The following is a 20,460-nucleotide window of genomic DNA, read 5'->3' on the forward strand; positions in this document are numbered from 1 at the left end:
CCGGTGAGCAAGTAGGATCATGTCGCTATGAGCGGTAAGGAAAGAGAGACGGAGCCGGCGTACCAACGCCTCTCTCGTGAGCTTCGTCAGCAGATCTCTGCCGGTACCTACCGCGACGGCATTCAACTGCCCACCGAATCCGAACTGGCGCAGCATCACGGCGTGAGTCGGCAGACGGTCCGCCGAGCCTTTCACGATCTGGTTGCCGAGGGCATCGTGTACCGAGTACCCGGGCGCGGAACGTTCGTGACCGAGAACAGCGGCCGCTATCTCCGTCATCTCGGATCCATCGAAGATCTCATGAACCTTTCGCGGGACACGACGATGGAAGTTGTGTCACCGCTGCAACGGCGCGTGGACATCGAGGCGGCCAGTCGGCTTCGGCTCGACACCGACGTCGTGTACACCGTGGTCTTCCGGCGGATACACGAGGGAGTTCCGTTCGTGCAGACGACGGCGCATCTGCCGGAGGCGATCGCGCGGCAGATCATCGACCTGCCCGCCATGGCGGCCGGTGCGGTGAGCGCCAATACGGTGATCGGCTTGCTGGAACCGCTGATCGACAGTCCGATTGTCGAAGCAGCACAATCGATCACGGTGTCCCCGGCCACGGCGGACGTTGCCAGGGACGTCGATTGCGAAATCGGCCACGCCATGTTGCGGGTGGACCGTTTGTACTCCAACGCGCAGGGCGTTGCCAACGAGTTGTCGGTGAGCTATTTCTTGCCGGAGCAGTACACGTATCGGGTCACGCTGCGCCGCGGCGCACATTAGCGCTGCACTTTTCTTTGCTGTTCAACACCTTTCAGGAGAGAACTATGCGAATTTTCAACGGAATCGACGAAGTAGAGACGGCTGTCGGTGAGCACTTGGGCTACAGCGCGTGGTTCCCGGTCACACAGGATCGGATCGACAAGTTCGCCGACGCCACCGAGGATCACCAGTGGATTCACGTGGATCCCGAGCGCGCAGCGCAGGGTCCGTACGGCGGCACCATCGCCCACGGCTATCTGACTCTCTCGTTGTTGCCGGTGCTCGGCGCTCAGGTGATGCGTGTCGACGGAATCTCCATGACCGTGAACTACGGAAGCAACAAGGTGCGATTCCCCGAACCGGTCAAGGTCGGTTCTTCGGTGCGGGCAGGTGCGGAGATTCTTTCCTTCGAGCGCACCGCGAAGGGCGCGACGATAGTCGTGCGGTACACGATCGAAATCGAAGGAGCGGGTAAACCTGCGCTGGTAGCGGATACCGTGCGCCTGTTGGTCTCCTGAATCCTTTTCCATTCTTCCAGAACGAGATTCGAGGTCAGTTGTGAAACGAGCAGCATTGGTCGCGCCGGTCAGAACCGCGGTGGGCCGTTTCGGAGGGGCACTTCGTGACGTGCCTGCGGAAAGTCTGGCTGCCACCGTCGTCAAGGAGACCGTGCGTCGTAGCGGAATCGATCCGTCCCGCATCGACGACGTCGCGATGGGGCAGTCGTATGCCAATTCGGAGGCACCGTGCATCGGAAGGTGGGCGGCGCTCGAGGCCGGGTTGCCGATTTCGGTAGCCGGCTTCCAGACGGATCGCCGATGTGGAACGGGTCTGCAGGCCATCGTTTCCGCGGCCATGATGGTCCAGACGGGTGCGGCCGACGTGGTTCTCGCGGGCGGCGTCGAATCGATGAGCGGGATCGAGCACTACACCACCGGAGCGCGGTGGGGCACCAGATCCGGTGGGCTGCAACTGTTCGACCGCCTCGATCGTGGCCGCGAGCGCTCGCAACCCGAGTGGCGATTCGGTCGGATCAGCGGAATGATCGAAACGGCCGAGAACGTCGCGACACGCTGCGGGATCACGCGGGAAGAGTCGGACACCTTCGCCGTCGACAGCCACCGAAAGGCAACACTGGCAAGAGAATCCGGCCGCTTCGATGCCGAAATCGTCGCCGTCGAACTGACGGATCGAAAAGGGAACGTCACACAGTTTCGTGCTGACGAGGGGATTCGTCCGGATACCTCACTCGAAACCTTGGCACGGCTGCGTGCGGTAACCGAGGGAGGCGTCGTGACCGCCGGTAACGCCAGCCAACAGAACGACGCTGCGGCAGCGATGTTGGTTGTCGCCGAGGATCGTCTGGACGAGCTGGGGCTGGAACCCATCGGGTTCCTCGACAGTTGGGCCGCGGCCGGTTGTGAACCGGCGCTGATGGGCCTCGGGCCGGTTGCCGCCGTCTCGAAACTGTTTGCTCGCACCGGGGCAGGCTTTGCCGATTTCGATCTGGTCGAGCTGAACGAGGCGTTTGCGTGCCAGGTTCTCGGCGTCGTGAAGGAATGGGGATTCGAGGACCTCGATCGCCTGAACGTCAACGGTTCCGGCATCTCGCTCGGGCACCCCGTGGGAGCGACGGGTGCGCGTATGGCAACAACCGCGCTTCACGAACTCGGCCGACGCGGCGGCGGAAAAGCGCTGTTGACCATGTGTATCGGCGGTGGCCAGGGTATGGCGGCCGTGGTGGAGTCTGCCTGACGAGGTTCGCTTCTGGGTACACTTGCGGCGGGGGATCGGAAGTTCTACGGAGGCAGTCGGTTGACGAATGCAGGCGCAGCAGACACCAGTGGCGCGCTGAGCGTCGAGGATGTTCGTCGCGCCAGGGCCGCACTCGAGGGTTTGGACGTCACCAGTTGGTCCGGTCGCTTCGAGCTTCTCTCCGACACCAACCGTCTGCGTCTGTTGCTCTGCCTTCATCACGCACCGGGTATCTGCGTCACGGATTTGTCCGTGGCGCTGGGGATGAGCGGCACAGCCGTCTCACATGCGCTGCGGCTACTGCGTAGCCAGGGGTGGGTGAGCGCGACCCGCGACGGCCGATCGATGCGATACCAACTGGCGGACGACACCGTTCACCAGCTGCTGCATTCGATCGGCGCCACACATTTTCACGACGAGACACCCACCCCCGGGCACACGCACAGCTGAGCGCTACTCAAGGAGTCGCGAAGAACTTCTCGACGGCCGGCGCAGCGTTCGGGTTTCCGTTGGTGATTCCTGCGCCGACTCCGGCAACCGTGCCGATGACTCCACCGACGATGCAGCCGGCGATGAAGTTCGGGAAGATCGACAGGCAGCCGATTCCGACGCCGAGGTTGGCTCCGATCAGGGTCGACTGCAGACCACCGTTGTTCCAGCCGATATTGACCTCGTTGGCCATCGTGTCGAACGCGGCCTGCTTCGGATCGTTACCGGGGAAGAGCATCAACGCCGCCTGGCTGTTCGACTCTGCGGTCGGTGTCAGTAGGGGTTGGGACGGATCGAAGCCCGCATTCGGGGGCGCTGCGACCGCGGTGCCGGCTCCGGCGCCGACTGCGGCGACGACGAGAACGGACATGGTGAGAGTTCGGGACAGTTTCATGGGGACGGCCAATCTGTCTGTGTGGAACCAGTCGTGAATGGTGGCGGTGCAGTTCGTTAACCAGAACTCCACCGTCTGGATCGATCGTGCGGACCTCCTCGGGCACAACGGGACCCGTCGTCTCCGCGCGACGGGCCGTGTTTGGTGGCTACCCGACTCCGAGTGCCCTGAAACCGCCTAGTCTCATTCGTTTTTCGACAACCGCGCACGCAATTCTTCGACCTCGGCAGTAAGCCGATCTACCTCGGCTTGCAGGGGTTGGCGTGCCAGAGCGAGGGATTCGTCCATGCGCTCCTTGTCGAAGCGTGGCGTGATGTTTCGACTGCAGTTCCAGTCGAACGCTTCGACGTCGATGACGATGGAACGCTGGGCTTTTGCCGTCATGGTGCCGCCGGGGACTTGCAAGAGCTGTTGCAGTAGTGCAGGGTCCTCGTCCGCTTCGATCACCTGCGCACGCCCGTAGATCTTCAATCTCGTTCGCGTCGGGTAATCGATGACGAACAGCGAGATGCGATTGTTCTCTTCCAGATTGCCGAGCGTCACGAATTGCTGATTGCCGGGGAGATCGGCGAATCCGATTCGATTCGGGCCCAACACATGCAGGAATCCGCGCGGGCCGCCGCGATGTTGGACGTACGGCCAACCGTCGGGCGTCACCGTGGACATGAAGAAGGAATCCACGGATTTCACGAATCCCTGCGCGCGGAAATCGAATTCCATCGGGCCTTCGTCGGGCTGATCGAGTTTCGAACCGTACACGGTGAAACTTCCGGTCGACCGCTGACGCTCCACCGCAGCGGGGGAGAAGGCGATGTGTGCGTATCGGGTCGACATTTTCCAACTCCTGATGCTCAGTGCCAACGGTGGTCGGCAACGGCAGTTCGCGGACCGAACTTGGGTTTGACGGCTTGCCCGCTGACCTGCAGGAGCCTCACGGCGCGGTATCGATGCGGTTGAAGGGGAGCGAGGTACTGCACCATCTCGGCGTCGTCGATCGGTTCACCCAGCAGTGACCACCCGACGACGGCAGCGAGGTGGTAGTCGCCGACCGAGAGTGCATCTGAATCGCCGAATGCACGCTGAGCCACTTCGGCGGCAGTCCAGATCCCGACGCCGGGTACCGCTCGCAACCGTTTGGTCGCCTCGGTTCTGGGGAACGTGGATGCCTGCTCGAGGCGGTCGGCGACGCGAGCGCACTGAACGATCGTCTTGGACCTCGCTGGATCGACGTTCGCGCGATGGAATTCCCATGACGGCATTCGACGCCATTGGTCCGCGGTGAGTGGAACTCGCATTCCGTCGGGCGCGGGGCCGGGTGGGCGCTCCCCGAATTTGGTCAGCAGGCGGCGCCACGCGGCAAATGCGTCGATGCCGTGGACTCGTTGCTCGAGGATCGCGGGAACGAGAGCTTCCATGACGCGGCCGGTGCGGCCGATGCGCAGATGAGGGAAGCGTCGATGAGCTTCGGCGAGCTTGGGATGTTCGGGGGCAAAATCTTCGGCTTCGTCGTCGAGACCGAGCAGCGCTTCGGCGCCGGTCAGGAATTCCGTGGCGCCGGGACCCCAGGCCTGTACCCGGACCGTATGGCGATCCGACTGGGTGATGCGGTAGGTCACAGGACCCGAAAGTTGGCGGGAAACTCGCCAGATCGCTCCGTCGGCTGACCGTCGATGTGTGGGGTCGCCGGGTCCGCGCTGATGCGGGCTGAGCGTCAGCGCGGCATCGAGCGGTCGCTGAGAAGTCACCGTGACTTCGTCGACCGGAGATAGCGGCGTCATCGAGGTCAGCGTATCGCCACCGTCCATCCTCCGTTAAGGCGTGTGTCGGTGGCGCAACGTATTGTCCGAGCCATGATCATCGTGAGCACCGACGGATCCTGTCTGCGAAACCCCGGTGGGGCTATCGGCTGGGCGTGGGTCAATCACGAGGGTCCGAGCATGTCCGGCGGAGAAGCGTCCGGTACCAATCAGATTGCCGAGTTGCGTGCTCTGTTCGAGGCCGTCGTCGCCCATCCCGGTGCTGATCCTCTGCTCATCGAATCCGACTCGCAGTACGCCATCAAGTGCGCTTCCGAATGGTTGCCCAGTTGGAAGCGCAAGGGCTGGAAGACCGCGAGCGGCGGGGCGGTCAAGAACCTCGAACTGGTGCAGAGTATCGATCGAGCCATCACCGATCGAGTCGGTCCGGTGCGCTTTCGCTGGGTGCGCGGGCACGTCGGCAACCACTACAACGAAATGGCAGACAAGCTGGCCGGCGAAGCCGCACGCGCCATCGTCTCGGGGGACATCGCATCGGTGCCGCTTGCTGCCCCGGTGAAGAAGGAACCGACCGCCGTGAACTCCCCCTACAAGGAGAAGTCCACGACGGCCGAAGAACCGGCAGATTTGTTCACACTTTTCTGAGCGGTTCAGAACCCGTCGGCAACCTGAACCAGCGCCCGGCCGGTGTACTTGCCTTCGCGGACCTGATCGATCACCGAGACGACGTCGCGGACGGCAACGAGGTTCGTGATCTCCTTCAGATGGCGTGGCGCCAAGTCTGAGCCCAGCCGGGTCCACAGCGCGCGACGGGGCTCGATCGGCATCAATACCGAGTCCATGCCCAGCAGTGAGACTCCGCGGAGAATGAACGGCAGCACGGTCGTAGGCAGCGCGGCGCCACCGGTCAATCCGCTGGCGGCCACAACACCGCCGTAGTTGATCGTGCTCAGAACGTGAGCGAGGGTCTTTCCACCGACGCAGTCGACGGCCGCCGCCCACTGAGATTTTCCGAGCGGGCGAGGCTTGGCGTCGGGATCCTCGGGAAGCCGGCCGATCACCGAAGACGCACCGAGTGACGTCAGAAGGTCTGCCGCGCCTGGCTTACCGCTGGAGGCGACCACGTCGAAGCCTGCGCTTGCCAGAAGGTCGACGCTGACGGTGCCGACTCCGCCGCTCGCACCCGTCACCAGGACGGGACCGTCGGCGGGCTTCACTCCGCTGGCCAGAATGGCTTGGACACTCATGGCCGCGGTGAATCCTGCCGTGCCGATCGCGGCAGCGTCGGCGGTGGAAATGCCGTCGAGCTTCACGACCCACTCGGCAGGCAAACGGGCGATCTCGGCGTAGCCGCCGTTGCGGGCGGTCCCGATCTCGTAGCCATGTGCGACGACCTTGTCTCCCGGGGCGAATGCGTCGGACTCGGAGGCGATGACCTCGCCGGCGACGTCGATGCCGGGGACGATCGGGTACTCGCGAACTACCCCGCCTTTCGGCGTGACCGCGAGCGCGTCCTTGTAGTTGACGCTCGAATACTCGACGCGAATGGTGACCTCACCTGCCGGGAGGAAGGATTCGTCGACGGTTTCGGGGGCGAAGTCGATGGTGCCGTCGCTGTCGCGGGCGACCCAGGCGTTGAAAGTAGTCATGGGTCGAACATAAAGGCCTTCGGCCCTGTGCGCCTTTTTGGTAGTGCGAACTACCAGAAAGGCGCACAGGGGCGGAGCCCCTAGATCAAGCTGCCCTCATGCACCGCTCGATCGAACGCCGGTAGCGGGCCACCGGCGCGCAGGGTAGTTGCCAATGCAGGATCGGCGAGATGGAGACGGCCGATCGCGATCAGATCGAACTCTCCGCTGCCGATGCGCTCCTCGAGCTGTGGGATGTTGTCGACTACAGGTGCGACGCCTTCGATGCGGCTGTCCCGCAGCGACTTTCCGATACCGACGCTGCCGACGGCCATCGTGACGGCGCCGGTCAGCTTCTTCGCCCAACCCGCCAACGAGAGATCGCTGCCTTCGAAGGCCGGCACGTCGAAACGCCTGATGCTGGCGTCGAGAACGTCGACTCCGGCGTCGACCAGCGCGCCCAGGATGACGCCCAACTCTTCGGGGGTTTCGGCGATCTTCGCGGTGAAATCTTGCTGCTTGTGCTGTGAGAAACGGTAGATGATCGGCAGATCCGGTCCGATGGCCGCGCGGATCGCGGCGACGACGGCGGCCGGGAACCTGGTACGACGCTCCAGGTCGCCTCCCCACGCGTCGTCGCGCTGGTTGGTGCCCTCCCAGAAGAAGGAATCGAGGAGGTAGCCGTGACCGCCGTGGATCGCGATGCCGTCGAAGCCGAGTTCGACGGCGTGCTTCGCGCTACGGACGTACGCGTCGATGACGTCCTGGATGTCCTGCTCGGTCATCGCTTCGGTGCTCGCCTGTGCGCGTTCGACGTAGGCAGCGGAGTACGAGGTGACGCCGAGCGGGCCCCATTCGCCAGAGGGGCGCATCGGCTTGAGTGAGGGGTCCATCTGCGTCATCGCGCCCCACAGAGGTCCGACGTGCCAGAGTTGAGGCACGATCTTGCCGCCCGCAGCGTGCACGTCGTCGACTACCTTCCGCCATCCGGCCTGAGCAGCGGGAGTGTGGAGGTTGGGGACGTTGGCGTGGTCGACAGCAGTCTCGTGATCGATCGCGACGCCTTCGGTGACGATCAGTCCGGTGCCGCCCTCAGCTCGTCGGCGGTAGTACTCGGCGACGTCCCGGCCAGGCACGCCCTCGATGGAGTACGTGCGCGTCATCGGCGACATGACTATGCGGTTGGACAGTTCGAGCGAACGGATGCGGAGCGGTTGGAACAGCGGGTTGGTCACTTCGTCACAGCGCTTTCATGAATCGGAAGAATCCGGGGTCCTGGTCGACACGGAGCCGGGTGAGGGTTCGGTAGCTGATCAGCCACTTGCCGTCTTCTTTGCGGTATTTCTCGTGGTAGTGGCCGTAGCCGTGTAGGTGCAGTTCTTTCTCGCCGTCGTTCCACCACAGCATGTCCTCCATCGCCCAGATGCCGGTTGCGGTGGTCAGCGAGGTCAGCACGATTTCGGGAGTGTGTGCGTGGTGCGCCGTGGTGAGGGGGATGTCGCCGTCGAGCATGTTCCGAATTGCCGCGGTGAGTTTGTCGATGCCCACTACCTGGTTCGAGGTGTCGCCGGTCTTGGGTTGCTTGTCTGTCGGGAGTCCGCCCCACGTCTCGCTGACGACGTCTGCGGTGTGCAGGGTTGGGTAGACGTGCCACTGCTTGGTGTCCATGCAGCGTAGGCGCGCGGCGAACACACGCTTGATTTCCTCGATTGCGAGCAGTTCCTCGACGGCACTGATCGACCCCACTTCGGACTCGGCCTGAGACATTCAACCTCCAACGGTGATCGGCAAGATGGGTTCACATTCGGGTGCTCCGGGCGGGCCGTCAACGACCTGTCCCGGTGAGCGCGACGGCACTCGGTATGGTCGAGCGAACGAAAGGGGTGTCAGACGTGTGTACCGAAGAGGTCCCATCGACTGGACCGGAGGAGATCGCCGAGGTTCGGGCTTTTTGGCGCGAGTTGGGTGTTCCTGGCGTGATCGACGTCCATACCCATTTCATGCCGAAGAGCGTCATGGACAAGGTGTGGGGCTACTTCGATTCGGCGGGACCGATGATCGGTCGACCATGGCCGATCGCGTACCGACTTGCCGAGGAGGAGCGGGTACACCGTCTCCGCGAGTTCGGTGTCCGGGCTTTCACGTCGATGATCTACCCGCACAAGCACGCGATGGCAGAGTGGCTCAATCAGTGGGCCGTCGAATTTGCCGCGCAAACACCTGATTGCCTGCACACGGCCACGTTCTATCCCGAGGAGTCGGCGGCGTCGTACGTCGGAAAGGCCCTGGATTCGGGCGCGCGAATCTTCAAGTCCCACATCCAGGTCGGAAACTACGACCCGAACGACCCTCTGCTCGACAAGGTCTGGGGTCAGCTCGAGGACTCCGAGACGCCCATCGTGATCCATTGTGGATCGGGACCGGCGCCGGGGGAGTACACGGGACCTGATCGCATTGCTTCGCTGCTCGCACGGTACCCGCGCCTGTCGTTGATCGTCGCCCACATGGGGATGCCCGAGTACAGCGAATTCCTCGATCTGGCAGAGGCTTACGGCAATGTCCGCCTGGATACGACCATGGCGTTCACCGACTTCACGGAAGAGCAGTGTGCCTTCCCGAAGGCGGACGTATCACGGCTCGTCGACATGCAGGACCGGATTCTGTTCGGTAGCGACTTCCCGAACATTCCGTACCCGTATCTCACAGCCTTGCAAGCGGTTACGCGCTTCGATCTCGGAGACGAATGGCTGCGAGCCGTCGTGCACGACAACGCTGCGAAACTCTTCTCGGTGAGCTGAGCCCACCGAGAAGTATTTCGACTCAGCGCAATTTGATGCTGCCGCCGTCGGCCATCAACGTCTGTCCGGTCATGTACTTGGAATCGTCGCTCGCCAGGAATACCACGACGGGAGCGATGTCGGTTTCGGGATCACCGATGCGTCCGAGAGGCACCTTGGCAACCGATGCGGCTGCGCGCTCAGGGAAGGTTTCCTGCCACTTGACGACGCCTTCGGTGGCGGCGAACGGGCAGACCACGTTGACCCGAATGCCTTCCGGCGCCCACTCGTTGGCGACGACGCGCGTCAGGCCTCGCACAGCTTCCTTGGCCGCAGCGTAGGACGTCTGGGTCGGCATTCCGTCCAAACCTGAACCCGACGCGAAGTTGACGACCGAACCCTTGGTCTTCGCGAGTTCGTCGTGGCACGCCTGCATGAGGTGGACAACGGGGTAGAAACCGGTGTTGAAGGACAGGTCGAACATGTCCTGCGTGGTTTCGAGCAACGGAGCCTGACGGGACGCGTGAGCGTTGTTCACCAGGATGTCGAGCTTGCCGAAAGCCTCGAGTGCGGCGTCACGGATCTGCTCGGCCGAACCGGCGGCAGCAAGGTCGACGTTCAGGAACTTGCCGGAGCCGGCCAGTTCTTGTTCGAGGGCCTGGCCCTGCTCGTCGTTGATGTCGACGAACAGGACCTTCGCGCCTTCACGGGCGAAGACTCGGGTGACAGCGCGACCGATTCCACCGGCGCCGCCGGTGACGATCGCTACCTTGCCGTTCAACCTCATGAAACGCTCCTCTTCGTAAGTGCTGCTCAAACTGTTGCGGTCTCGTCGACTGCAAGTGCGATCTTTTCGAGGCCGGCGATGCTGTAGGCGGCGTAGGTCTCGTACGGCCCACGGCCGGAGAAGTAAGACGAGAGCTGGCCACCGAGTTCTTCGACGGTGAACGCGGATCCGGCTGCGTCGAAACGGTTCTCGACCTTGGGTGCTTCCATCAACGCCACCATCTTGCCGTAGACGACGAAGACCTGTCCGTTGATCTCGTCGGAATCGGGGGATGCGAGGTAGCTGACCAGGGTCGCGACGCGCTCGGGTGCAAGCGGATCGAGGCCGACGACGCCGGTGTTGTTCTCGCCGAAGGCTTCTGCCGTCATGGCGGTGCGGGCACGGGGGCAGATCGCGTTGGTGCGGACGCCGTAGCGGGAGAGACCTGCTGCGCTCGAGAGCGTCAGCGCGGTGATACCGGCCTTGGCTGCCGAGTAGTTGGGCTGCCCGGCGCTGCCGAAGAGGAAAGCCTCGGAAGAGGTGTTGATGATGCGGCCATAGACCGGTGCGTCGGCTGCCTTGCTGGCTGCGCGCCAGTGGACTGCGGCTGCGTGCGAGGTGGCGGCGTGGCCCTTGAGGTGCACACGGATGACGTCGTCCCAATCGGATTCGGTCAGGTTGAAGATCATCTTGTCGCGCAGGATGCCTGCATTGTTGACGAGGATGTCGAAGGATCCGAAGTTCTTGACAGCCTCTTCGATGATGCGCCCGCCGAGCGACCAGTCGGAGACGTCGCCGGTGATGGCGAGTGCCTGTCCACCTGCGGCCTTGATCTCGTCGACCACGTCGTTGGCCGCTGCACCCATGTCGTTGACGATGACGGCTGCACCGGCAGCCGCGAGTCCGAGTGCTTCGGCGCGACCCAGGCCGGCGCCGGCGCCGGTGACGGCGGCAACTTTGCCTTCCAAGCTCAGTGATTGCGTCATGTCGTGCTCCTTCGATCCGGGCGGTCGGGTACGTCTTGCAGAATTAGTATTCATTCTAATTTGAAGTCGAGAGTTCGGTAGTCGGTTCCGAAAAAATCATTCGAGCGAAATCAGAATTAGTTCTAGTTTTGAACAGAAGTTTGGCCGACTGAGGAGGAGTCTCACTCAGCGGGAGCGGTGATCTGGGTCACGAGCGCTGCATGCCACCTTGGGGCGACGCGGCGATCCCACCGCGTACGCGTTTGCGTCACCACCGATCCGCTCAGTTCTCGGCCGCATTCGTCGGCTCCAGGGTCGGATAGTTCCCACCGAAAACGCAGTACGGTCGGCCCCGAATTCACCGGGCCGGACATCAAGGAAGGCACCAGCAGTGTCACTGAATTTGGCAGATCTGTACGAGGGCATCTCGGATCTGATTCCGGACCGCACGGCGCTCGTGTGCGATGGTCGTCGTCGCACCTACGTCGAGCTGGACGAGGGCTCGAATCGCATCGCCCGCCACCTGGCGAGCGTCGGTGTCGGGCCCGGCGATCACGTTGCTCTGCACATGCGCAACAGCATCGAGTTCGTCGAGAGTTTGCTCGGCTGCCTCAAGATTCGTGCGGTCCCGATCAACGTCAACTATCGCTACGTCGACGCCGAACTGACCTATCTGTACAACGATTCGCAGTCGGTGGCACTGATTGTGGACGAGGAGTTCGTTTCCGTCGTGGAGACGGTTCTCCCGGCCGCGCCCGGCATCAAGCACGTCGTTGTCGTCGGCAAGTCCGTGGTCCGCGATATCGAAGGTGTCGACGTCGTTGGATACGCCGACGCTGCCGCGGAGCAGCCCGCTACTCGTGACTTCGCGCCCCGCAGCAACGACGACCTCTTTGTCATCTACACCGGCGGCACGACGGGGATGCCCAAGGGCGTCATGTGGCGTCATGAAGACTTCTACTTCGCGGCGCTCACCGGCGGAAATCCGTTCGGTCCGCCGCACACGACCGCTGAGGCTCTGTTCGCCGCGGTGCCGAACGTTCCCGCGATGAACATGCTCAGTACCGCACCCCTGATGCACGGTGCGGCGTCGTACTCGCTGTTCACCGGATTCTTCATGGGCGCCAACGCAATTCTCATGGCGCGGTTCGACGCGAAGACGACGCTGCAGCTCGCCGGAAGTGAGAAGGCCGTCTCCATCACCGTCGTCGGAGACGCGATGGCACGTCCGCTCGCAGACGAATTGGCAGCAAACGCAGCAGATTACGACCTCAGCACGGTCGGAATGGTCTCGTCGGGTGGAGCCTTGTTCTCGCTCTCACTGCGGGAGCAGCTCAAGTCGATGCTTCCGAACCTGGTGATCCGCGACGGATTCGGCTCCTCGGAGTCGGGCGTCGACGGCAATCTGGAGATCGGCGAAGACGGCCTGATGCGCATCGCCGCTCGCGACGAGACCCGCGTCGTGGACGAAAGGATGCGGCCGCTGGAGCCGGGATCGCCCGAGACCGGCTACATCGCTCGCAGCGGTCACGTGCCGGTCGGCTACTTCAATGATCCGGTCAAGACCGCGGCTACGTTCCCGGTGATCGACGGGGTGCGGATGTCGGTGCTCGGCGACGTCGGGCGCGTGGAAGCCGACGGCTCGATCGTCCTGCTGGGGCGTGGTTCTCAGTGCATCAACACCGGCGGGGAGAAGGTGTATCCGGAAGAGGTCGAGCAGGCGCTCAAGAGTCACCCGGCGGTGCTCGACGCTCTGGTCGCGGGAATTCCGGATGCGAAGTTCGGTGAGCGCGTCGCTGCGGTCATCACGACCCGCGAAGGCTTCGACGTCCCGGACGCTGCCGAGATCGGTGAGCATTGCGCGTCGCAGGTCGCTCGGTACAAAGTGCCGCGCACCGTCATGAACGTTCCGTCGATCAGGCGTTCTCCCAGCGGAAAGGCCGACTATCGCTGGGCCAAGGCCACTCTCGCCGAGCAAGTCTCCTAGTCCGGCCGGAGCCGTCCAGCGCGTTTGTGAGGGACGCGTTGGGTGGCTCCGGTGCTCTAGCCTGTCACCGTCAGAACCAGCAGAGCGACGTTGAGTGCAACGATCAAGCCCGCCGCAATCCACGCCGCGACGGTCGTGAGCGGGGCATTGCGCGCGTCGCCCATGAGTTCGGGGTCCGAGGTCATTCGCACCAGCGGGATGATCGCGAAGGGGATGCACAGGCTCAAGACCACTTGGCTGAGCACGAGCGCCAGCGTCGGGTCGACGCCGAGTCCGAGCACGATCAGTGCCGGGATGAGCGTGACGATCCGGCGTGTGATCACCGGAATCCGAATGGCCAGAAGACCATGCATGATCTCGGCGCCGGCCGCGCATCCCACGGAGGTCGACGCGAGTCCGGAGGCGAGGAGGCCGATCGCGAACACCACGGCTACGCCCGGGCCGAGCGAATTCTCGATCGCGGCATGCGCACCGTCGATGGTGTCGGTGCCGGGTACTCCGCGCAGCGCCGAAGCGGCCAGCAGCAGCATGCCGATGTTCACGCCACCGGCGATGATCAACGCGACAACGACATCCCAACGGGTGACTTTGAGTAATCGCTGCAACCGTGGCCCGGGTTTGATGTGGCCGTGGCGATCACGTGCCAATGCGGAGTGAAGGTAGATCGCGTGCGGCATGACCGTTGCTCCGAGCATGCTGGCGGCGAGCAGTACGGTCTCGGTTCCTTCGAAGCGGGGGACCAGTCCGGCGACGGCCTCGCTGCCGGAGACGTCGGTGAAGGCGAGCCCGGTCAGGAAGCCGATGGTGATGATGGCCAGCAATCCCATGACCACGAACTCGAAAGTGCGCTGTCCGCGCCGACTTTGGATCGTCAGGATGACCATCGACACGCATCCGGTGATCAGTCCGCCGAGGAAGAGCGGGATGTTGAAGAGCAGGTTGAGTGCGATGGCGCCGCCGATGACTTCGGCGACGTCGGTCGCGATCGCCATCATCTCGGCCTGGAGCCAGAAGGCGCGGCGGTTGTTCTTACGCAGGCGCTGACCCAGCATTTCGGGCAGGGATCTGCCGGAGACGAGACCGAGTTTCGCGGACAGATACTGCACGAGGACGGCCATCGCGTTGGCGAGTACGAGTACCCAGATGAGGAGGTAGCCGTACTTGGCGCCGGCGGTGAGGTTGGCGGCGACGTTGCCCGGATCGACGTACGCGATTGCCGCGACGAACGCCGGACCGAGCAGGGCGATGGATCTCCCCGTGGGTCGTCGGCGCGGAGTCGTCGGCTCTTGCGTACTGGTGCTCATCGGTCTCCTGGTCACACGTACTCGGACCTGTTGGTTCGAATAAGTGAACTATAGAGTTCGGGGAGCCGAACTTTCAACAGCTGTGCGCGGTCAGCGACCGCAGAGGGTCCCTAACCGCGCACAGGCCGGTTAGGCCGTCACGCCGGCAGCCAGGAGAGCGCGAGCCTCGGGTCGGCCGTCGAGGAGGGCGTTGGTACGCAGTTCGACCTTCCACTCGCCGTCCGTCTTGATCAGTTCCCAACGGTTTGCGGTGATGCGGAGGACCTTGAATCCCGTCGGGTTCTCGGGATCTTTGATGACCAACTGCGAATGGCAGGTCGCGACGGCCTTGTTGCCGTCGATGCGGATGTGGGCGGGTGTCATCATGTGGGCCGCGCCGTTCATGATCCAGTTCTGGTGTGAGGCGCTGTGAACCATCGCGCGCAGTTCGCCGCGGCCGTGCATCGCACCGGTATCGACGTCGTAGACGCCGTCCTCGAGCCACAGGTTCGCGACCTCGTCGGCTGATCCGCTGTCGACGGCAGGGCTGTATGTGGTCAGCAGTTCGGTGATCGCGAGCTTGTCCTCGAGCAATTCCACTCGGGCGAGCAGGGATTCGATCAGGGCGGTCGAGTCGGTCATCGGTACGTCCTTTGCATTGGATTGTCGGGGAATCAGGAAGTGGTGAAAGAGAAGCCCTCGGTGAGGGCGATTCGGTGAAGTTCTTCGAGTTGTTCGCAGTAGTGCTCGACGCTTCGAGCGCCGACCGAGCAGCTGGCGATGGTCGCCCCGGCGTCACGGACGCGAGTCAAGGCGCGAAGGGTGGATTCGCGATTGCCGAGAGGATCGAGCGGCGCACCGGCGGGAAGCACCACGTCGAATCCGTCGGGGAGCGTCGTGGCATCGAGCATTTCCTTCAGTTCGGAGAATCGCAGCCCGAACGGCACCCACCCGTCGCCGTGTGTGGTGGCCCGGCGCAGCGATCTCTTGGTCCGGCCGCCGATCCACAGCGGCACCCGTTTCTGGACGGCGTGGGGTTCGACGACAAATCCGGAGTAGTCGTAGAACTCGCCGTGATACTCCGGAGTCGGCGTCGACAGTGATGCCCGAAGTGCGGCCAAGGCATCGTCAGCGCGCGCTCCTCGGTCGGCAAATGGAGCATTTATGAGATCGAATTCTTGTTTCAGAGTCCCCACCCCGAGGCCGAGTATCAGGCGTCCATTGCTGACGCGATCAAGCGTTCCGTAACGCTTGGCGATCTCGAGGGGGTGGTGGTAGCCCAACACCAGCACCTGGGTCGCCAGCAGGATTCGTGATGTACGCGCGGCGAGAAAACCAAGGGTGGCGAGCGGATCCCAGTAGGTTCCGCCGCGCTCGGCGGCAATCTCCTCGGGGACCGCCACGTGTTCACTGCAGGTCAGATGATGGAAACCGAGTCGATCCGCGGTGGCGGCCACTGTGGCGATCTCGCCGATGTCAGCACTTGCCTCCCACTCCGAGCGCGTGCTCGGGTGCTGAATCAGGACCGGTGTGACGATTCCCAGGTGCATCGGGCGTTTATAGCGTCCCCACTCGCCCGGTGGCAGGTGAATTACCGCTGATCGGGATCGAAAAGATCGATTCACTTTCCAGAAACTGTGACCTGGGTTATATTCGGTAGAATCAATTCCAGTTTTCGGGAGGCGTCCATGACCATTGTTGACATGAACGACACACTGTCCACCGTCCAGACTGCCGGTGGGCAACCCAAGAAGGATCTGCCGCCGTCGATGGTCGAGCGGATGACACTGATTCTCGACGCCTTCGACGGCCGCGCCGCGCGGCTGACGCTGGAAGAGGTCGCGTGCCGTACTCAGTTGCCGCGCTCCACGGTCCACCGCATTCTCGATCAGCTGGTCAAGCTGGACTGGGTCGATCACGCATCGTTCGGCTACTGCCTCGGGCGTCGCGCGCTCGGCCTCGGTGGTGGCGACGGCGGCCACAGCCAGATCCGCGAAGCCGCTGCACCGCTTCTGCACGAACTGCACCTGCAGACCGGCATGGTCGTTCACCTATCGGTGCTCGACGGACGCGAGAGCGTCTATCTCGACAAGGTCGGCGGACGATTCGCCGCGGCGCTCCCGTCCCGCGTCGGCGGCAGAGTGCTCGCTCATTCGACGGCTGGTGGCAAGGCGATGCTGGCGTGGATCGACCCCGAGCGCGTCGACGCTCTGTTCGGGTCTTCTCTTCCCCGCTGTACCGAGAACACGATCACCGACGTCGCTGTGCTCCACCAGGAACTGAACCGCATCCGTCAGCGTCGGGGACTGGCCTTCGAACGCGGGGAGTCGGCGCGTGGAGTCGCTTGTGTGGCTTCGGCAATTCGCGGACACGAGGGTCCCGTCGGCAGCATCGCGTTGTGTGGTGACATGCGGACCGCTCAGCTCGAGCGAGTTGCTCCGCTGGTCGTCGACGCGGCTCGCGAGGTCTCACGGACGCTGTACCCCGAACTGGGTGCTCCTCGCCGCGGCCGCAAAACGCCTCCCGTTCCGACCAATACGTTCTCGGCGGAGACGATGGATCGCCTGCTGGCAGCGTCGTCCGACCACTGGATCTGACGTATTTTGATCGACTTGTCTCGCTGATCGGGACGAGTCATAGCAGCTCAGCGGTACTGATGGCACCGTTCGGACCATGACGACTGAACTGAGCTACGAGGGAACTCTGAAGGAACTGCAGACCGATCTCGGTGTGCTCCGGTACCACGAAGCCGGCGACGGCCCGCCGCTCCTGCTGCTGCACGGATCGGGCCCCGGCGTCACCGGTTGGCGAAACTACCGCGGCGTTCTCGCGGACTTCGCGAAGCACTTCCACTGCTACGTTCTCGAGTTCCCCGGATTCGGCGTCAGCGATCCCGGCCCCGACCATCCGATGATGATGGCGCAGGCGTCGGTCGGGATGTTCCTCGACGGCCTCGGCCTCGGCCCGGTCCGCATGATCGGTAACTCCATGGGCGGCATCGTCGCCACCAAGGTCGCGATCGACGAGCCGCACCGGGTGAGCAAGCTCGTCACCATCGGCGGCATGGGAAAGAACACCTTCTCGCCGGGGCCCGGTGAAGGCATCAAACTCCTCATGGAGTTCACCGACAACCCCACCCGCGAAGCTCTGGTCCGCTGGTTGCATTCGATGGTCTTCGACCGCGCCGTCGTCACCGAGCAGCTCATCGAAGAGCGTTGGGCCCTGGCCACCGAGCCGACGACGCTCGAGATCGCCCGTCGTATGTACAGCAGCAAGGCCATGGCCGCCATGGGCGCGGCTGCCGCTGCGTCGACCGCCGTGCCGTACTGGGCACAGCTGAACAAGATCAAGGCGCCGACGCTGTTGACCTGGGGACGCGATGACCGCGTCAGCCCCGTGGACATGGCGATTCTGCCGATGCGCGACATCCCCAACGGCGAAGTTCACATCTTCCCCAACTGCGGACACTGGACGATGATCGAAGCTCGCGACGCCTGGGTCGCGTCCGTTCTGGCATTTCTGACGCGTCCAGAAGGCAAGTAAGGCCCGTGCGCCTTTTTGGTAGCCCCCACTACCAAAAAGGCGCACAGGGGTGCTCCCACTCACCGGGAAGCGTTTCTGCACTTCGGTGGGCTACCTGCCACCGTTTCACCAACAGATTTTCATTCTGCCCAGGCACTCGCCGGGTAGCGAAACCAGAAAGCCGGAAAAATCATGGGTCAGGTTCTGGACAACATCTCACAGTTCGCCGACGAGATCCGCGCCGACGGGGTCGAGGGCGACAAGCTGATGCGCTTGACGGACGGCAGCGCGAAGCGTTTGCGCGACTCCGGCGTCATCCGGATGTTCCAGCCGAAGGAGTTCGGTGGCCTCGAGGCGCATCCGCGTGAATTCGCCGAGACGGCAATGGCTATCGGTGCGATGGACGGTGCCACGGGCTGGGTCAGCGGCATCGTCGGTGTGCATCCGTGGGAGCTTGCGTTCTTCGACCGCAAGGCTCAGGAAGAGGTGTGGGGAACCGATCCCGATACGTGGATGGCGTCGCCGTATGCGCCGATGGGTGTGGCGAGGCCGGTCGAGGGTGGGTACATCCTCAACGGTCGTTGGTCGTTCTCGTCCGGCACCGATCACTGTGACTGGATCATGATCGGCGCGATGGTCGGTGACGAGTCCGGTAAGCCGTTGATGCCGCCGAAGCACCTGCACGTGCTGTTGCCGCGTTCGGATTACGACATCGACCAGGACAGCTGGAATGTCGTGGGCCTGCGCGGAACCGGGTCGAAGGACCTGATCGTCAAGGACGCGTTCCTGCCCACCTACCGCACGATCGACGCCGGAAAGGTGTACGACGGGACGGCGTGGAAGGAAGCGGGCCGTACGGAGACGTTGTACAAGTTCCCGTTCTCGTGCATTTTCCCGTTGGGGATCACCTCGTCGTTGATCGGTATCGCCGAAGGTGCGTTGGCGTGCAACATGGCGGCGCAGCGTGAGCGTGTGACGGTCAGTGGTGTTCCGATCAAGGAAGATCCGTACGTGCTGTTCGCGATCGGTGAGGCGGCGGCCGAGATCGCTGCTTCTCGGGCTGCGATCTTGGAGACGGTGGATCGTTTTTGGGACATGACGGAGAAGGGGCAGGAAGTTTCGTTCGAGCTTCGTGCGATCGGTCGCCGTACGCAGACTGCTGCTGCGTGGCGGGCGGTGCGTGCGGTGGACGAGATCTTTGCTCGTTCCGGTGGTGGGGCTTTGCAGTTGAACACGCCGATGCAGCGGTTCTGGCGTGACGCTCATGCCGGTTTGGCACATGCGATCCACGTACCTGGCTCCATTTTCCATGCGTCGACGCTCTCGCAGCTCGGTGGCGAACCGCAGGGTATCCACCGCTCGATGATCTAGTCCCACAAATACTTTCGAAGCAAGGACGGTTAGGCATGACTGAAATTCGGGGCCTGGGGTATCTCAGGATCCAAACGCAGGACGTGGCTCGCTGGCGCGAGCTCGTGGTCGACGGACTCGGCCTCGCGGTCGGTAGTGGCCCGGAAGCCGACGGCCTCTACTTGCGCCTGGACGAGCGTCGTGCGCGACTGATCGTCCTGCCCGGTGAGACGGACAAGGCTCTCGCAGTGGGCTGGGAAGTGCGAGATCAGTTCGCGCTCCAGCGTGTTCGTGAAGCAGTGGAGAAGGCCGGAGTCGAGGTCGAGGTTCTTTCCGAGGTCGACGCCAGCTACCGCGATGCCGAGCAGGTCATCGCATTCGGCGATCCCAACGGCAACCGAGTCGAGGTCTTCTTCGGGCCGGTACTCGACCACAGCCCGTTGGTCACCCCGCACGGCGGCCGTTTCGTCACCGGCGATCAGGGCCTCGGCCATGTGGTGCTTCCGGTTACGCGTTTCGACGAGGCATACACCTTCTACACCGAGGTGCTCGGATTCCTCCCACGCGGTTCCATCCGTCTCGGCGGTATCGATGCGCCGCCGCCGGCTCGCCGCGTTCGCTTCATGGGTGTCAACCAGCGCCACCACAGCCTGGCGTTGTGCCCGGCGCCGCCGGTTGACGAGCCCGGTCTCGTGCACCTGATGATGGAAGCCGAGACTCTCGACGCCGTCGGTCAGGCTCTCGATCGTGTTGCCAAGCTCGGCTTCTCGATCTCCTCGACGTTGGGTCGCCACACGAACGACAAGATGGTGTCGTTCTACGTGCGCGCACCGGGTGGATGGGATCTGGAGTTCGGTTGCGAAGGCATGCTTGTTGACGAAGCCTTCTACACCGCTGAGGAAATCACGGCCGACAGCTACTGGGGCCATGACTGGTCCGAGAGTGAACCGCTGGCCGCGTTCACTCCCAAGAGCTAGCTCTTACGCAACGAAAAAGCTCGGTCCCAATGCATATCGGGGCCGAGCTTTTTCGTG

The 20,460-nt window shown here is 63.3% G+C and carries 22 protein-coding genes; 11 read left to right on the forward strand and 11 right to left on the reverse strand.

The window, feature by feature from the left end; all coding sequences use genetic code 11:
- Positions 1-27: 27 nt before the first annotated feature.
- From ABIE52_RS26550 to ABIE52_RS26565, 4 genes are read left to right on the forward strand one after another with little or no spacing between them, the layout of a single operon-like run.
- Positions 28-774, forward strand: coding sequence for a GntR family transcriptional regulator (locus ABIE52_RS26550; RefSeq protein WP_003940169.1), 747 nt, complete (start codon positions 28-30; stop codon positions 772-774).
- 44 nt (positions 775-818) lie between these two features.
- Entirely contained in the window at positions 819-1,271 is a 453-nt protein-coding gene (locus ABIE52_RS26555; protein WP_003940415.1) for a MaoC family dehydratase, read from the forward strand.
- Between the two features lie 40 nt (positions 1,272-1,311).
- Entirely contained in the window at positions 1,312-2,508 is a 1,197-nt protein-coding gene (locus tag ABIE52_RS26560; protein ID WP_042923990.1) for an acetyl-CoA C-acetyltransferase, read from the forward strand.
- 60 nt (positions 2,509-2,568) lie between these two features.
- Entirely contained in the window at positions 2,569-2,958 is a 390-nt protein-coding gene (locus tag ABIE52_RS26565) for an ArsR/SmtB family transcription factor (RefSeq protein ID WP_003940184.1), read from the forward strand.
- A gap of 7 nt (positions 2,959-2,965) precedes the next feature.
- On the opposite strand, the gene ABIE52_RS26570 is transcribed toward ABIE52_RS26565, so the two are convergent.
- The 3 genes from ABIE52_RS26570 to ABIE52_RS26580 form a co-directional block, all read right to left on the reverse strand.
- Positions 2,966-3,463, reverse strand: coding sequence for a hypothetical protein (locus tag ABIE52_RS26570; protein WP_003940625.1), 498 nt, complete (start codon positions 3,461-3,463; stop codon positions 2,966-2,968).
- Positions 3,464-3,574: 111 nt separating this feature from the next.
- A complete protein-coding gene (locus tag ABIE52_RS26575; protein ID WP_003940212.1) occupies positions 3,575-4,225 on the reverse strand; it encodes a pyridoxamine 5'-phosphate oxidase family protein in 651 nt (216 codons plus the stop codon).
- 17 nt (positions 4,226-4,242) lie between these two features.
- A complete protein-coding gene (locus ABIE52_RS26580) occupies positions 4,243-5,196 on the reverse strand; it encodes a DNA-3-methyladenine glycosylase family protein (RefSeq protein WP_054826840.1) in 954 nt (317 codons plus the stop codon).
- Between the two features lie 45 nt (positions 5,197-5,241).
- On the opposite strand from ABIE52_RS26580, the gene ABIE52_RS26585 reads away from it, so the two are divergent.
- Complete coding sequence (locus tag ABIE52_RS26585) at positions 5,242-5,793, forward strand: ribonuclease H family protein (protein ID WP_007729467.1); 552 nt, start codon at positions 5,242-5,244, stop codon at positions 5,791-5,793.
- 5 nt (positions 5,794-5,798) lie between these two features.
- Here the strand turns inward: ABIE52_RS26585 and ABIE52_RS26590 are convergent, their stop codons facing one another.
- The 3 genes from ABIE52_RS26590 to ABIE52_RS26600 all read right to left on the reverse strand — a co-directional run bounded on the left by ABIE52_RS26590 (position 5,799) and on the right by ABIE52_RS26600 (position 8,543).
- The gene (locus ABIE52_RS26590) at positions 5,799-6,797 is read right to left on the reverse strand and encodes an MDR family oxidoreductase (RefSeq protein ID WP_064074261.1); all 999 of its coding nucleotides are present in this window, start codon (positions 6,795-6,797) and stop codon (positions 5,799-5,801) included.
- An 80-nt stretch (positions 6,798-6,877) separates the two neighbouring features.
- Positions 6,878-8,011: an oxidoreductase gene (locus ABIE52_RS26595; protein ID WP_050654615.1), complete on the reverse strand. Its 1,134-nt coding sequence runs from the start codon at positions 8,009-8,011 to the stop codon at positions 6,878-6,880.
- 4 nt (positions 8,012-8,015) lie between these two features.
- Positions 8,016-8,543, reverse strand: a complete 528-nt coding sequence (locus ABIE52_RS26600; RefSeq protein ID WP_192712203.1) for a nuclear transport factor 2 family protein — start codon at positions 8,541-8,543, stop codon at positions 8,016-8,018.
- 125 nt (positions 8,544-8,668) lie between these two features.
- On the opposite strand from ABIE52_RS26600, the gene ABIE52_RS26605 reads away from it, so the two are divergent.
- Entirely contained in the window at positions 8,669-9,574 is a 906-nt protein-coding gene (locus ABIE52_RS26605) for an amidohydrolase family protein (protein WP_172403435.1), read from the forward strand.
- 22 nt (positions 9,575-9,596) lie between these two features.
- Here ABIE52_RS26605 and ABIE52_RS26610 read toward each other — a convergent pair whose 3' ends face one another.
- Complete coding sequence (locus tag ABIE52_RS26610; RefSeq protein WP_192712204.1) at positions 9,597-10,340, reverse strand: SDR family NAD(P)-dependent oxidoreductase; 744 nt, start codon at positions 10,338-10,340, stop codon at positions 9,597-9,599.
- Positions 10,341-10,366: 26 nt separating this feature from the next.
- Entirely contained in the window at positions 10,367-11,305 is a 939-nt protein-coding gene (locus tag ABIE52_RS26615) for a 3-oxoacyl-ACP reductase (protein ID WP_007729451.1), read from the reverse strand.
- 370 nt (positions 11,306-11,675) lie between these two features.
- On the opposite strand from ABIE52_RS26615, the gene ABIE52_RS26620 reads away from it, so the two are divergent.
- Entirely contained in the window at positions 11,676-13,271 is a 1,596-nt protein-coding gene (locus ABIE52_RS26620) for an acyl-CoA synthetase (protein WP_065351432.1), read from the forward strand.
- Between the two features lie 56 nt (positions 13,272-13,327).
- Here ABIE52_RS26620 and ABIE52_RS26625 read toward each other — a convergent pair whose 3' ends face one another.
- The 3 genes from ABIE52_RS26625 to ABIE52_RS26635 all read right to left on the reverse strand — a co-directional run bounded on the left by ABIE52_RS26625 (position 13,328) and on the right by ABIE52_RS26635 (position 16,104).
- A complete protein-coding gene (locus tag ABIE52_RS26625; protein ID WP_020909201.1) occupies positions 13,328-14,575 on the reverse strand; it encodes an Nramp family divalent metal transporter in 1,248 nt (415 codons plus the stop codon).
- Between the two features lie 129 nt (positions 14,576-14,704).
- Positions 14,705-15,196 carry a nuclear transport factor 2 family protein gene (locus ABIE52_RS26630; RefSeq protein WP_003939809.1) on the reverse strand — a complete coding sequence of 164 codons (492 nt, stop codon included), beginning with the start codon at positions 15,194-15,196 and terminating at the stop codon, positions 14,705-14,707.
- Positions 15,197-15,228: 32 nt separating this feature from the next.
- Positions 15,229-16,104, reverse strand: coding sequence for a TIGR03619 family F420-dependent LLM class oxidoreductase (locus ABIE52_RS26635; protein WP_083056640.1), 876 nt, complete (start codon positions 16,102-16,104; stop codon positions 15,229-15,231).
- 138 nt (positions 16,105-16,242) lie between these two features.
- On the opposite strand from ABIE52_RS26635, the gene ABIE52_RS26640 reads away from it, so the two are divergent.
- The 4 genes from ABIE52_RS26640 to bphC all read left to right on the forward strand — a co-directional run bounded on the left by ABIE52_RS26640 (position 16,243) and on the right by bphC (position 20,403).
- Complete coding sequence (locus tag ABIE52_RS26640) at positions 16,243-17,151, forward strand: IclR family transcriptional regulator (protein WP_003940451.1); 909 nt, start codon at positions 16,243-16,245, stop codon at positions 17,149-17,151.
- 76 nt (positions 17,152-17,227) lie between these two features.
- Positions 17,228-18,097 (forward strand): alpha/beta fold hydrolase, encoded by an 870-nt coding sequence (locus tag ABIE52_RS26645; RefSeq protein ID WP_192712205.1) that lies wholly within the window; start codon positions 17,228-17,230, stop codon positions 18,095-18,097.
- 171 nt (positions 18,098-18,268) lie between these two features.
- The gene (locus ABIE52_RS26650) at positions 18,269-19,447 is read left to right on the forward strand and encodes an acyl-CoA dehydrogenase family protein (protein WP_003940250.1); all 1,179 of its coding nucleotides are present in this window, start codon (positions 18,269-18,271) and stop codon (positions 19,445-19,447) included.
- A 35-nt stretch (positions 19,448-19,482) separates the two neighbouring features.
- Complete coding sequence (bphC, locus tag ABIE52_RS26655) at positions 19,483-20,403, forward strand: biphenyl-2,3-diol 1,2-dioxygenase (protein WP_042924009.1); 921 nt, start codon at positions 19,483-19,485, stop codon at positions 20,401-20,403.
- The last annotated feature ends 57 nt before the right edge of the window (positions 20,404-20,460 follow it).

Source organism: Rhodococcus sp. OAS809 (genome assembly GCF_040546695.1).
Taxonomy (GTDB): Bacteria; Actinomycetota; Actinomycetes; order Mycobacteriales; family Mycobacteriaceae; genus Rhodococcus_F; species Rhodococcus_F qingshengii.